We start from the raw sequence: 12,934 nt of genomic DNA, 5'->3' as shown, positions 1-12,934 counted from the left end.
GCCCCGGCCGGGCGACTAGAGCAGGGAACGCAGGACGGGCACCAGCCCGTCGTCGTCGACGTCGAGGGTGACCTCGTCGGCGATCGCCTTGACCTCATCAGGGGCGTTGCCCATCGCGACACCGCGGGCGGCCCAGTGCAACATCTCGACGTCGTTGCGCTGGTCCCCGATGGCGACGGTATGCCGCGGCTCGACTTCCAGCCGGCGGCGCAGGAGCTCGAGGGCGGAGCCCTTGGAGACGCCTTCGGGGTTGAGGTCGAGCCAGGCGCTGAACCCGACGGCGTAGTTCACGCCGTGCAGGCCGATGCGTTCGGTGAGGGCCAGGAAGTCCTCGGCGGTGCCGCCGGGCGCCCGGAAGGTCACGCGGGTCACGGGTTCGGCGACCAGCTCCTCCCACTCCACGACGCGGAGCTCGCCCTGGAGCTCACCGTCCGGGAACGGTGCGCTCAGCTTGAAGCCGAGGCCGAGCTCCTCGACCGCCACGACCGCCCCAGGCCACTCGTGGCGCAGGAGGTTCAGCGCCGGGGCAGGGTCGAAGGTGACGGCCTCGATGATGCGAAACCCGTTGTCCGCCAACGGATCCAACTCGAGGGTGACCGCGCCGTTTGAACACACGGCATACCCGCTCTCGATCCCGAGCTCGGCGAGGATCGTCGTCGTCGCCACGATGGAGCGCCCGGTGGCGACGATGACGTGGTGACCCGCGGCCACGACGGCGTGCACGGCCTCGCGCACGTCGGGTGACAGCTCACCGGCGTGGTTGATCGTCGTGCCGTCGAGATCGAGGGCGATGAGGCGAGGCACGAACTGGGGATCGGTCGCCTGGTGGGCATCGGTCATGCGGGGCAGCCTACGGAAGGCGGACGTGCTGCGGCCCGAGGTCCGCGATCCGGCGAGCGCCCAGCAGGGCCATCGTGCGTCGCACCTCGGTGGCCAGGATCTGCGCCGCGCGTTCGACACCGTCCTCGCCGCCGGCCATGAGTCCGTAGAGATAGGCGCGCCCGACGAGCACCGAGCTGGCGCCGAGCGCCATGGCGGCGACGACGTCGGAGCCGGACATGACGCCGGTGTCGACCATCACCTCCGGGCCGTCACCCAGCGCCTCGCGCACGTCCGGGAGCAGCCGCACCGGCACTGGGGCCTTGTCGAGCTGGCGACCGCCGTGGTTGGACAGCACGATCGCGTCGGCGCCGGCGTCGAACATCCGGCGGGCGTCGTCGACGGTCTGGATCCCCTTGACGATGAGCGGCCCGTCCCACGTCGAGCGCACCCAGTCGAGGTCCTTGACCGTCATGGTGGGGTCGAAGAGGGCGTTCATCATCTCGGCGACGGTGCCGTCCCAGCGGTCCAGGCTGGCGAACCGCAGTGGCTCGGTGGTGAGGAAGTTGAGCCACCAGTTCGGGTGCATCGCGCCGTCGAGGACGGTCCTCGCGGACAGCGCCGGGGGGATGTTGAAGCCGTTGCGCACGTCGCGCAGCCGCACGCCCGCGACCGGGACGTCGACGGTGAGGATGAGCGCCTCGAACCCTGCGGCCCTGGCCCGCGCCATCAGGTCCTCCGCGGGAGCGTGGTCACGCCAGACATAGAGCTGGAACCACTTGCGCGCGCCCGGCGAAGCCTCTGCGACGCCCTCGACGTCGGTCGTGCCCAAGGTGGACAAGCCGTAGGGGATGCCGAGCCGCTCGGCCACCCGGACCACGGCCCGCTCGCCCTCGTGGTGCATCATCCGCGTGAACCCGGTCGGGCCGAAGCCGAACGGCAGGGCCGACGGTGTGCCGAGCACCGTGGTCGTCGTGTCGATGTCGCCGACGTCGCGCAGCACCGACGGCTGGAAGGTCAGGTCGCGGAACGTCGCCCGGGCCCGCTGCAGGCTGAGCTCGCCCTCGGCAGCACCGTCGGTGTAGTCGAACACCGAGCGCGGCGTACGTCGCCTGGCCACCTCGCGCAGGTCCGCGATCGTCAGGGCGGACGCGAGCCGCCGCTTCTTGGCGTTGAGCTCGACGGGCCGGGGGCGCAGCAGCGGCTTGAGCTCGCTCCACCTGGGCAGCTGTCGATCGCTCACCCTGCCGACGCTACCCGCGAACGGCTACACCGGCTTGAGGACCTCGAGGCCGAGGAAGGGCTGCAGTGCCTTGGGGACGAGGACCGAGCCGTCGGCCTGCTGGTGGTTCTCGAGGATGGCGACCATCCAGCGCGTCGTCGCGAGGGTCCCGTTGAGCGTGGCGACGGCCCGGGTGCCCGAGCCGTGGGGGTCGCGCTCACGAGTGCCCAACCGTCGAGCCTGGTAGGTCGTGCAGTTGGAGGTGGAGGTCAGCTCGCGGTAGCGGCCCTGGGTGGGCACCCAGGCCTCGCAGTCGAACTTGCGCGCCGCCGGTCCGCCGAGGTCGCCCGCCGCCGTGTCGATGATGCGGTAGGGCACCTCGATCTTGGCGAGCATCTCCTTCTCCCACCCGAGCAGCCGCTGGTGCTCGGCCGTCGCGTCCTCGACGCGGCAGTAGGTGAACATCTCGACCTTGTGGAACTGGTGGACGCGGATGATGCCGCGGGTGTCCTTGCCGTGCGACCCGGCCTCGCGGCGGTAGCAGGCCGACCACCCGGCATACCGCTTCGGGCCCTCCGACAGGTCCAGGATCTCGTCGGCGTGGTAGCCGGCGAGCGCCACCTCGGACGTCCCGGTGAGGTAGAGGTCGTCGGCTTCGAGGCGGTAGACCTCGTCGCCGTGCTTGTCGATGAAGCCGGCTCCGGCCATCACGTCGGCCTTGACCAGCGTGGGCGTGATCATCGGGGTGAAGCCGTGCTCGACGGCCTGGGCGATGCCCATGGTGAGCAGCGCGAGCTCGAGCCGGGCGCCGACGCCGGTGAGGAAGTAGAAGCGCGACCCGCTGACCTTCGCGCCACGCTCCATGTCGATGGCCGCGAGCGACTCGCCGAGCGCCAGGTGGTCCCGCGGCTCGAAGTCGAACTCCGGCACGGAGCCGACCGTCTCGAGCACGGTGTAGTCGTCCTCGCCGCCCACCGGGACACCGTCCTCGACGATGTTGCCGATCTGGCGGATCAGCACGTCCAGCTCGACCTGCGCGGCATCGGCGTCGGTCTGCAGCTGCTTGACCCGCGCCGAGAGCTCCTTGGTCTGGGCGAGCAGCGCCTGCTTCTCGTCTCCCTGCGCCTGCGCGACCTGCTTGCCCATCGACTTCTGGGTGGCACGCAGCTGCTCGAACTCGGTGAGGGAGGAGCGGTGCGTCTGCTCGGCAGCGAGGATCGAGTCGACGATCCCGTCGTCCTCACCGCGGGCGCGCTGGCTGGCGCGGACACGGTCCGGGTCCTCACGCAGGAGCTTGATGTCGATCACCGGGCAAGACTACCGAGCGCTCCCGGGCCCGATGGACGCCGTGTATGCCGTGCCCCACCCTCGGGGGCTCGGCACAGGAACCGCGCTGGGCTCCCAGGCCTCCGCAGGTCACAATGCCTGCATGCTCTCGCGGCGGCACCTCCTCCTCCTCGCGCCGCTCGGTGCCGCGGCGGCCTGCGGCCGCGACTCCACGCAGGGGGCCCCGYCCCCCACGACCGGTCCCGCGGACGGGAGGTCGAGCGCGCCGACCGTGTCACCATCAACCACCACCGCGCCCACCACCGCAGCGCCGTCCACGACCAGCCGGGCTCCCGCGCCGACGAAGGCCCCCGCCCGACCCGCCGCGACCCTGGGTGCCTTGCGCGACGAGCTGTCCGCCCTGTCCCGCCGCTACGGCGTCGACCTGGGGGTCGCGGCGACCGAGGCCCGGTCGAAACGGTCCTTCACGTGGGGCGCCGACACAACCATCGAGACGGCCAGCATCGCGAAGGCCGACATCCTGGCGGCCCTGCTGCTCCAGCTCCAGGACCGCGGCTCGCGGATCTCCGCGCGGCAGCTGGCCGTCGCCGGCCAGATGATCCGCCTGAGCGACCACGAGTCAGCCTGGACGCTGTTCCGCGAGATCGGCCTCGCGGACGGCATGGAGGACGCGAACGAGCGGTTCGGACTGAGGGCGACCCAGTGCTTCGACTACAGCTGGGGGTTGACCCGGACCACCGCGCGCGACCAGCTGCGGTTCCTCGGGGCGATCAGCGCGGCGGGGACGAAGACCTCACCCCTGAATGCCCGATCAGGGGCGTTGCTCCTCGACCTCATGGAGGACGTCATCGCCGAGCAGAAGTGGGGCGTGAGCGCCGCCGCCCACCGCGGCGACAGCGTCAGCCTCAAGAACGGCTGGCTGCCCCGCTCGACCCTCGGCAAGCGGTGGATCGTCAACAGCATCGGCCGGATCACCGGTCCGGCACTGGACCTTCGGCTGGCCATCCTCAGCCAGAAGGCGACGTCTCAGGGCCAGGGCATCGAGATCGTCGAGCAGGCCGCGACCTTGACCCGCAAGCACCTCGGGGTCTGAGTCATCTCGCACCCTGGGCAGACGCCGAATCCCGTTGCCCTCGGGGGCAGTCGGGCGCGATCCTTGCGGGTATGCCGTCCACGCCCACCCTCGCGTCGTTCGCCCTCGCCGCCACCGCGCTCATCCTGCTGCCCGGTCCGGCAATGCTGTTCCTCATCTCCCGGGGGATCGGACAGGGCAGCCGCCGGCTTGCGGTCGCGTCGATGGCCGGCATCGAGACGGCGACAGCGGTGATGGTGGTCGCGACGGCGTTCGGCCTGTCCGCGGTGATCAGCTCGTCGGTCCTGGCCTTCTCCGTCGTGAAGTACGCCGGCGCGGCATACCTGGTGTGGCTCGCCATCCGCGAGTTCCGAAGCAAGGGGCACTTCTCCCTCGACCGCGCGCCCGTCACCAACTCAGGTCGCGCGTTCGGGGACGCCTTCCTCGTGGGCATCTCGAACCCCAAGACGGCCGTCTTCTTCGTGGCCTTCTTCCCACAGTTCCTGCACCGCGAGTCCGGCGCGATCTGGTCGCAGGTGCTCGTCCTCGGGGCGATCTTCGTCGTGATCGGCGCGGTCTTCGACAGCGTCTACGCGCTCACCGCCGGCTCGCTCGGCCAGTGGCTGGCCCGCCACCCGCGGGCGGTGGAGCGGCAGAAGTACGTGTCGGGGAGCATCTTCCTCGCGATGGGCGGGGCGGCCGCCCTCACCGGCCACCCCCAGAAGGCCTGACCGCCGCGTTGCCCACCTTCGGGCGCAGGTATGCCGCGTGCGCGGCTCAGGCGCCCACGTCGACGAGGTGGTGGGCGAGGTCGTGCAGGAAGTACTGCCCGAGCGTGTGCACCGTGAACTCGGACCCGTCGCTGCGCAGACCGGTGCGCTCCCAGGCGTCGTCGGGCACCGCCGCGAACACGGCCGCGACGGCGGCGGCAGCCCGCTGGACCTCACCACTGACGACTGCCGGGTCCTGCTCGCCGTAGCGTTCGGCGACCGCCGTCTCGTCCTGGTCCCAGTTGGCGAACTGCGGCCCGTCCTGCTCCAGCATCAGCTCGACCCTGCCCTTGAAGATCCGGCACACGTCCCTGACGTGGCACGCGTACTCCAGAGGCGACCACACGGTGGGAGCCGGCCGTTCGCGGGCCGAGGCGCGCTCGAGCACGGTCGTCCACGGAGCAGTCGATGCCAGGGTCAACGGTGCGATGTCGGCCCGCGCGACGGACGCCGCCTCGAATCCGCAGTCAGGACAAGGCCGGGCGAGGGTCCAGGTCCAGTCCTTGGTGTCGGGGACGATCTGGTCGCTCGCGTCGGCGTTGAGGTCACCCATGTCGAACACAGTATCCGGGCTCTGACCTGTGCTGATGGCACGCCGACCGTGGGGTAGCGTCGGCCCGTGCTCCGCGAACATTCCGGCTGGATCGCCTTCGGGGCGATCGCCCTCGTCATCCTGCTCGCCCTCGGCGTCGCCGGGTGGGCAGGGATGCGCGGGCTCGCTGCCGGTGGTGCCCACCGTGGTCGTCGATGGGGGCGTCGCCCGCACCGCAACGACTTCCGCCCGGAAGGCACCGTGTCCGACTCGCCGATCCGCCGCGCAGCCATCATCGTCAACCCCACGAAGTTCGACGACGTGGCTGCGGTGCGCCGGAGGATCACCGAGCAGTCGGTCAACCACGGCTGGGCCGAGCCACTGTTCATCCTCACGACCGAGCGCGATCCCGGCACGGGACAGGCCAAGCAGGCCCTGGCGAAGGGCGTCGACCTCGTCTGCCCCCTCGGTGGGGACGGCACCGTGCGCGCCGTGGCCGAGGCGATGGTCGGCAGCGAGACCCCCATGGGGTTGCTGCCCGGGGGCACCGGCAACCTGCTGGCCCGCAACCTCGACCTGCCCGTCGACGACCTCGGCGACGCGCTGCGGATCGCCCTCACCGGCCAGAACAAGCGCGTCGACGTCGGTCGCCTCACGATGGACACCTCGGGCGAGGACGACCGGCCGGCCACCCACATCTTCCTCGTCATGGCCGGCCTCGGCTTCGACGCGGCGATCATGGCCGATGCCCCGGAGGGGCTCAAGGCCAAGGTGGGCCCCGCGGCCTACGTGGTCTCCGGCACTCGCAACCTGCGCGGCCCGCAGTTCAAGGTGCGCGTGAAGGTCGAGGACCAGGAGGAGTTCACCCGGCGCGCTCGCACCGTCGTCATCGGCAACTGCGGCAAGCTGCTCGGCGGACTGGTGCTGATGCCCGAGGCCGAGGTCGACGACGGCCAGCTCGACATGGTCATCCTGTCGCCCAAGGGCGTCGTGGGCTGGGCCGCCGTCGCCGCACGGCTCGCGTCCAAGAAGCGCAAGGGCCACCAGATCGTCGACCACTACACGAGCCCGTCCGTCCGCGTCCGCGCAGATCGTCCCCAGGAGGTCCAGATCGACGGCGACACCCTCGGCAAGGCCCGCGCGATCGCCGCCGAGGTTGTGCCCGGCGCCCTCGTCGTCCGGGTCGGATCGCTCGACTGATGTCCTCCTCCACCACGGCCACGCCGCGCTCGCCTCGCACCCCTGGCACGCCACGCAGCTCGCGCGCCGCGCGGCTGGCGCGCGGCGCTGCAGCCATGGTGCTGTTCGTCGTCCCCGTGCTGCTGCTCGGGTTTGCGGTGCGCCAGAAGTTCGACCCCCTGATCCGGCTCGACACCGACCTGATCCGCTCAGCCACCGACTTCACGCGCGCGCACGACACGGCTGGCGCCCTCCTCGCGCTGCAGACAGGGAGCCAACCGTTCCTGCTCTACGTCGTGGCGACGGGCGTCGCGCTCTGGGCGTGGCTGGCCAAGGGCCTTCGCAGCCGGGCGCTGTGGGCTTTCGTCACGATGATGGTCGCCTGGAACGTCGGCTTGCTGGCCAAGGCGCTGGTCGGACGCGCCCGCCCGATCGTCGACGACCCGATCTCGCACTCCCCCGGTTACTCGTTCCCGTCGGGCCACGCGTTCAACGTCGCCGTGGTCGGCACGGTGGTCGTGTTCCTGCTCTGGCCGCTGCTCTCGACGGTGGGCCACCGGGTCAGCGTGGCCGTCGCCGTGGTGTGTGCCCTGGCCGTGGGCCTGGACCGGATCTTCCTCGGCGTGCACTTCCCGTCGGACGTGCTGGCTGGGTGGATCCTCGGGATTGGCGTTACGTTCTCCTCATGGCTCGGATTCATTGGCAAGACGGCCGCGACCTCCTCACCAGGGCCGTCGCACCCGGCGTAGTCCTCTTCGGGGTGCTCGCCGGCCTCGGCCTGCTCATCACCGGACCCTTCTCGGCGATCGACAAGGCCGAGGACAGGGCGGCGAGGGCGCTGAGCCGTGATCGCACCGACTTCTGGAACCCGATCAGCTGGGTCTTCTCGAGGCTGGGCAACACCGAGATCGTCATCGGCGTGTGCCTCATCGCCGTCGCCCTCATCTGGTGGCGCACCCGCGAGTGGCGGTGGTCCGTCGTGCCGCTCATCTCGATCTCGCTGCAGGCGACGATCTTCCTGTTCCTGACGCTTGCGGTCGGACGGGCGCGACCCCCGGCCAACCCCATGGACACCTCACCGCCGACGACCAGCTATCCCAGTGGTCACACCGGCGCCTCCACGGCGCTGTACTTCTCGTTGCTCCTCATGGCGGCAACGCGCATCGAGCGCCCGTGGCTCCGCCGGCTGTTGATGACCCTGTGTGGCGTCATCCCGTTCCTCGTCGGGATGGCCCGGCTCTACCGCGGCGCCCACCACATCTCCGACGTGGTCGCCGGGCTGGTCAACGGGGTCGTCTGCGCCGTGCTCGTCTTCCAGTGGTACCGCCACCGCACCCGTGCTGAGGGCGCCGATGGGGTGCGCGGGTCGGCAGCGCCTCAGCTGGAACCAGCCTGACCCCCGACCCACGTCGTCGACGGCCGTCTCAGTGGTGCGTCGTCAGTGGTGCGTCGTCAGCCGTGCGTCCACTGTCGCGTCGTACTCACGTTGCCGCCGGGTCACCCGATCTGCGATGCGCCCACGGAGAACACGGTGATACAGCAAGGTCAGCACGACGCAGACGGGGATGGCGACCAGCCAGCTGTCCGTCCACCAGAGGCCCAGCGCTCCGGCGGACCAGGCCGCGAGCACGGCCAGGAAGTCCACGACCCTCATGGCTCACCCCTCATCCGACGCAGTTGGACAGGGCTACTTTGTACCAGCCGGTCGACGGGCCCACGATGCGCCTCTGGTAGCAGGTGGCGCTCGAGGTGCTTCCCCCCGTGCGCCAGAGCGAGACGATCGAGTTGAGGATGGCTCGGATCGTGGGGACGCCGACGACGGTGCACAGGAGCTGCACGATGCGCCCCAACAGGACCGGGAACTTCGACAGACCCGAACACGCCACCACGGCTCCCGCCCCGCCCACCGCGATCACCGCGCTGCCAATCGCCTTGGCCTCAGCCCCCGTCACGTTCAGGTAGATGCCCCACCCGTAGGTCAGCCGAGGGTCGGCTGCGATCGGGTACGTCGCTCCTTCGGTGTCGACGTGCTGGGTCAGGACCCGGCGGGACGAGTCGAGCACGTACCAGGTCGACAGTGACCTGCCGCTGGCATCCTTGGCCCACGGCGGGGCGATCTCGGCGCTCAGCCGCACTCCCGGCGACGCCTCCCTGCTCAGGACGACCGAGCCGTCGGCCTGCAGCTCCCCCGTCGCCGGCAGGCCGAACGACGCGGTGGTCTGTCCCTCCTCCAGCGCCGCGATCACGGCGTCCTGCGTCGCATAGGCCCTGCGATCCCGCGGGGCGGTGATGCTGACACCAGCCAGGTCCACCGTGCCGGTGACCTCACGGACCTGCTGGTCGACGCCCACCGAGCGCTGCACCACACCGTCCGTGGTGTGGTCGGCAGCCTGGGCCCCTGGCGCCTGACCGACCAGCAGAGCTGCGGCCGCAAGGGTCACCAGGACCGATTTCCAACGTTGCATGTGTTTCCCCCTCGTGCTTCCGCACCCGGCTTGCGAGTGCGGAATGAACATGGACATACATCCAAGCATTTGGATGCATACCCAAACAAACCACAGAAGAACTCTCTATGCAACCCTATGTTTCTGGTCAGTAGAAACCCGGCGGACAGCGCAGCGGGACGTGGGGTGGGCCGCGCGAAGGAAGAGTCCGGCGGCGCCGACTAGCTGAAGAGGTCCTGACCCCAGTGCTCGTCGGGACCGAGCCCGGGCGGGCAGGCGAAGATCGCCGATCCGGTGTGCTCGATGTACTCGTTGAGCCCGTCCTTGGCCGCCAATGACCGCTGCATGGGCACGAACTGGGTGTGCGCGTCGCGCATGAACCCGATGAAGAACAACCCTGCATCGAGGTGCCCGACGCCATCGGACCCGTCGGTGAAGTTGTAGCCCCGGCGCAGGATGCGGATGCCGTTCAGCCGGCTCTCGTGGGCGAGCGCCACGTGGGCGTCGACCGGGATGGCGGGCTTGCCGTCGGCGCCCTTGGCGTCGAAGTCGAGCGTGTCGAACTCGGCCTTCCGGCCCAGGGGAGCGCCCTCGCCCTTGTCGCGGCCGATGATCTCCTGCTGTTCCTGCAGCGTGGTGCGGTCCCAGATCTCGATGTGCATCCGGATCCGGCGGGCCACGAGGTAGGAGCCACCGGCCATCCAGGCACTCGCGCCGGGCACGTCGTCCGGCTGCACCCAGACGTGCTCGGCGAGGGCGGCACCGTCCTCGGCCTTGAGGTTGTTGGTGCCGTCCTTGAACCCGAACATGTTGCGGGGGGTCACCTGGCGGCGGGTGGTCGACGACGTCCGCCCGAAGCCGAGCTGGCTCCAGCGCACGGACACCACGCCGAAACCGATCCTGACGAGGTTGCGCACGGCGTGCACGGCGACCTGCGGGTCATTGGCGCAGGCCTGGATGCAGATGTCTCCCCCGCTGCGGGCCGGGTCGAGGTCGTCGCCCACGAAGCCCGGGAGGTCCTTCAGCGCGGCCGGCCTGCGATCGGCCAGCCCGAACCGGTCGTCGAAGAGCGAGGGTCCGTAGCCGATGGTGATCGTCAGGTCCGACGCATCGAGGTCGTACGCCTCACCGGTGTCCTGCGGCGCCCGGTAGGGGCCGCCACCTACGACTCCGCCGGGCGCCGCCTCGGCACCCACGGACATCCGCTCGGCGGCTCGAGTCCACGCCTTCAGCATCTCGGCGACTGCGGCGCCGTCCTTGGTGACGACGTCGAGCGCGACGAAATGCATCCGGTCCTGGGCGGGGGTGATGATCCCCGGCTGGTGCTCACCCCTGAACACCACCTCGGCGTCCCCGACCGCCGCGTCCCCGACCACGCCGTCCCCGGCCAAGGCGGAACCGTCGCCGGCACCCGATCCGTGCTGCGCGGCATACGCACCACCGACGCCCGCGAGCCCCCCTGCGACGACGGCGCCCGCACTGACGCCGAGCAGCCTGCGACGGGAGAGGTCGGTCACTGGGCCACCACTCCGGCGACCTTCGAGATGTCCTCGCTGACCGCGTCGACGGCAACGGACAGCGCCTTGACCTGGTCCTTGGACAGGGCGGTGTAGAGCTGGAAGCCGGCGTCGGTGCGGTACTTGTCGAGCTCGGCGTCGAGCGCCGCGAACCCGGTGTCGATGGACGCGAGCAGGGCGCCGTCACGGGCCTTGAGCACGGGGCGGAGGGCGTCGATGGCGGCCTTGGACCCCTTGACGTTCTCGTCGAAGTCGTAGAGGTCGGTGTGGCTGTAGCGGTCCTCCTCGCCGGTGATCTTGCCGACGGCGACCTCGTCGAGCAGCCCCTTGGCGCCGTTGGCCAGCTGCAGCGGATTGAGCGTGACGGCCTTGGCCTGGGCCACGATCTGCGTGACGTCGACGAGCAGCTTGTCGGCGATCGCGGCCGAGTCGGCCTGCAGACCGGTGACCCACAGGTCTTTCTCCAGGCGGTGGAAGCCGGTGAACTTCATGCCCTCCTCGACGACGTCCTCGCGACCGTCGATCATCGGGTCGAGGTCGCCGAACGACTCCGCGACCGGCTCGATCCGCTCCCAGGGCCCGCGGGCGACGGGGAACGCCGCCTTGGCCTCCTCGACCTTGCCGGCCTTGACCAGGCCGACGAACTCGGTGGTCCGGGTGAGCAGTTCGTCGGACTGCGCCGAGACGAAGGCCTGGTAGCTCGTCACCGCGGCTGCCCTGGCAGCGTCGGGCGCCTGGCTGGCCGTCGCGCCGGTGATGGTGAAGTCGGCGCGGATCCCCTTGCCCTTCATGCCCGGCTTGCAGGCCGTCTGGTAGGAGCCGGGGTTGGCGACCTCGACGTGGAAGGTGCGCGTCAGGCCGGGCGTGAGGTTCTCGACCTCACCGATGATCTGGTCACCGTCGCCGTAGAGGTAGAACTCGTTGACCTTGGAGCCGGCGTTCCGGACCGTGAACTCGATGGTCCCGGCGGCGGCCTCGCTGCGGCCCACCGTGCACGAGGTGTCCGTGGCCTCGACCGTGATCGGGCCCTTGCCGCCGGCGGCACTGGTCTCGTCGGAGCCGGCACAGGCAGCGGTCGCCAGCAGGACGGCGACCCCGAGGGCGGCGGGGACGGGGGCGATGCGCATGGTGCTCCTAGGTGAGTGGTGAGGTGGCGTGCGATGGGTATGCCGGCTGGCTGGGGCTGGGCGTCGGCGCGGGTCGCAGGAACAGGGTCATCACGACGACGAGGTAGAGCGTCCAGGCGATGGCCTGCAACCACGTCGTGTTGGGCGTGAAGTTGACGGTGCCCTTGAGCAACGTGCCGTACCAGGAGTCCGGCGGGATCGTGGCGCTGACGTCGAAGGCCAGGGAGTTGAGTCCGGGCAGGAAGGCGGCTTCCTGCAGGTCGTGGATGCCGTAGGACAGGATCCCGGCGGCGACGACGATGAGCGCGATCCCGGTGTAGCGGAAGAACTTCGAGAGGTTGATGCGCACGGCCCCGCGGTAGATCAGCACCCCGAGGACGATGGCGACGGCGATGCCGAGGAGGAAGCCGACCAGCGGCTGGGCGGTGCCGCTGCCCGCGGTCTGGACGCTGGCGTAGAAGAACAGCGCTGTCTCGAGTCCCTCGCGGCCGACGCCCAGGAAGCCGACCAGGGCCACGGCCCAGCCGCCGATCGAGAGCGCCTGGTCGAGCCTGCCCTTGAGCTCCCCCGAGATGGTCCGGGCAGCGGTGCGCATCCAGAACACCATGGCCGTGACGAAGGCGACCGCGAGCACCGAGGCGCTGCCGCCGATCAGCTCCTGGGTCTCGAAGGACAGCTGCCGGGTGCCGAACGTGAGCAGCGCGCCGAGGCCGACCGAGAGGACGACGGCGAGCGCGACGCCGGTCCAGACGGGCTTGAGCGCCCAGCGGCGGTCGGTCCTGACGAGGAAGGCGACGAGGATGACGACGACAAGGGCCGCCTCCAGCCCTTCACGGAGTCCGATGAGCGCATTGCTGACGAGCACGATGACCTGATTTCCGGCATGTCGACGGTGCGTTATTAGAACCAAGGTAAGCCTCACCTAACCCCGCGCGTCAAATCGCTGGACAACCGGGTGCGCAGGC

14 protein-coding genes are annotated in these 12,934 nt (G+C 70.3%); 5 read left to right on the top strand and 9 right to left on the bottom strand.

Features of this window, described 5'->3' with window-relative positions; genetic code table 11:
* Window positions 1-15: 15 nt before the first annotated feature.
* Genes AC1DYG_RS15430 through serS form a run of 3 tightly spaced genes read right to left on the bottom strand, consistent with a single transcriptional unit; the run spans window position 16 to window position 3,349 of the window.
* Window positions 16-840 (bottom strand): HAD family hydrolase, encoded by an 825-nt coding sequence (locus AC1DYG_RS15430; protein WP_477640752.1) that lies wholly within the window; start codon window positions 838-840, stop codon window positions 16-18.
* Between the two features lie 10 nt (window positions 841-850).
* Window positions 851-2,062, bottom strand: a complete 1,212-nt coding sequence (locus AC1DYG_RS15425) for an alpha-hydroxy acid oxidase (protein ID WP_477640751.1) — start codon at window positions 2,060-2,062, stop codon at window positions 851-853.
* 24 nt (window positions 2,063-2,086) lie between these two features.
* Window positions 2,087-3,349 carry a serine--tRNA ligase gene (gene serS, locus AC1DYG_RS15420; protein ID WP_477640750.1) on the bottom strand — a complete coding sequence of 421 codons (1,263 nt, stop codon included), beginning with the start codon at window positions 3,347-3,349 and terminating at the stop codon, window positions 2,087-2,089.
* Window positions 3,350-3,470: 121 nt separating this feature from the next.
* Between serS and AC1DYG_RS15415 the strand changes: the two genes are divergently transcribed.
* Window positions 3,471-4,421 carry a serine hydrolase gene (locus AC1DYG_RS15415; protein WP_477640749.1) on the top strand — a complete coding sequence of 317 codons (951 nt, stop codon included), beginning with the start codon at window positions 3,471-3,473 and terminating at the stop codon, window positions 4,419-4,421.
* Between the two features lie 71 nt (window positions 4,422-4,492).
* Window positions 4,493-5,131, top strand: a complete 639-nt coding sequence (locus tag AC1DYG_RS15410) for a LysE family translocator (RefSeq protein ID WP_477640748.1) — start codon at window positions 4,493-4,495, stop codon at window positions 5,129-5,131.
* Between the two features lie 46 nt (window positions 5,132-5,177).
* On the opposite strand, the gene AC1DYG_RS15405 is transcribed toward AC1DYG_RS15410, so the two are convergent.
* Window positions 5,178-5,723 (bottom strand): DinB family protein, encoded by a 546-nt coding sequence (locus tag AC1DYG_RS15405; protein ID WP_477640747.1) that lies wholly within the window; start codon window positions 5,721-5,723, stop codon window positions 5,178-5,180.
* A 66-nt stretch (window positions 5,724-5,789) separates the two neighbouring features.
* Between AC1DYG_RS15405 and AC1DYG_RS15400 the strand changes: the two genes are divergently transcribed.
* Genes AC1DYG_RS15400 through AC1DYG_RS15390 form a run of 3 tightly spaced genes read left to right on the top strand, consistent with a single transcriptional unit; the run spans window position 5,790 to window position 8,277 of the window.
* A complete protein-coding gene (locus AC1DYG_RS15400; RefSeq protein ID WP_477640746.1) occupies window positions 5,790-6,902 on the top strand; it encodes a diacylglycerol/lipid kinase family protein in 1,113 nt (370 codons plus the stop codon).
* Entirely contained in the window at window positions 6,902-7,630 is a 729-nt protein-coding gene (locus tag AC1DYG_RS15395) for a phosphatase PAP2 family protein (RefSeq protein ID WP_477640745.1), read from the top strand. Before AC1DYG_RS15400 ends, AC1DYG_RS15395 begins: the two co-directional genes overlap by 1 nt.
* Window positions 7,567-8,277: a phosphatase PAP2 family protein gene (locus tag AC1DYG_RS15390; RefSeq protein WP_477640744.1), complete on the top strand. Its 711-nt coding sequence runs from the start codon at window positions 7,567-7,569 to the stop codon at window positions 8,275-8,277. The genes AC1DYG_RS15395 and AC1DYG_RS15390 overlap by 64 nt, the downstream gene beginning before the upstream one ends.
* Before the next feature lie 42 nt (window positions 8,278-8,319).
* On the opposite strand, the gene AC1DYG_RS15385 is transcribed toward AC1DYG_RS15390, so the two are convergent.
* From AC1DYG_RS15385 to efeU, 5 genes are all read right to left on the bottom strand, one after another.
* Window positions 8,320-8,535, bottom strand: a complete 216-nt coding sequence (locus AC1DYG_RS15385; RefSeq protein ID WP_477640743.1) for a hypothetical protein — start codon at window positions 8,533-8,535, stop codon at window positions 8,320-8,322.
* Between the two features lie 10 nt (window positions 8,536-8,545).
* Window positions 8,546-9,346 (bottom strand): hypothetical protein, encoded by an 801-nt coding sequence (locus AC1DYG_RS15380; protein ID WP_477640742.1) that lies wholly within the window; start codon window positions 9,344-9,346, stop codon window positions 8,546-8,548.
* A gap of 200 nt (window positions 9,347-9,546) precedes the next feature.
* A complete protein-coding gene (efeB, locus tag AC1DYG_RS15375; protein WP_477640741.1) occupies window positions 9,547-10,842 on the bottom strand; it encodes an iron uptake transporter deferrochelatase/peroxidase subunit in 1,296 nt (431 codons plus the stop codon).
* Window positions 10,839-11,969: an iron uptake system protein EfeO gene (efeO, locus tag AC1DYG_RS15370; RefSeq protein WP_477640740.1), complete on the bottom strand. Its 1,131-nt coding sequence runs from the start codon at window positions 11,967-11,969 to the stop codon at window positions 10,839-10,841. The genes efeB and efeO overlap by 4 nt, the downstream gene beginning before the upstream one ends.
* A gap of 7 nt (window positions 11,970-11,976) precedes the next feature.
* Window positions 11,977-12,834, bottom strand: a complete 858-nt coding sequence (gene efeU, locus AC1DYG_RS15365; RefSeq protein WP_477640739.1) for an iron uptake transporter permease EfeU — start codon at window positions 12,832-12,834, stop codon at window positions 11,977-11,979.
* Window positions 12,835-12,934 lie beyond the last annotated feature (100 nt).

This window comes from Pedococcus sp. P1_H8 (assembly GCF_056405175.1).
Note: the sequence above shows the minus strand (reverse complement) of the source record. Positions and strands in the feature narration are given on the sequence as shown.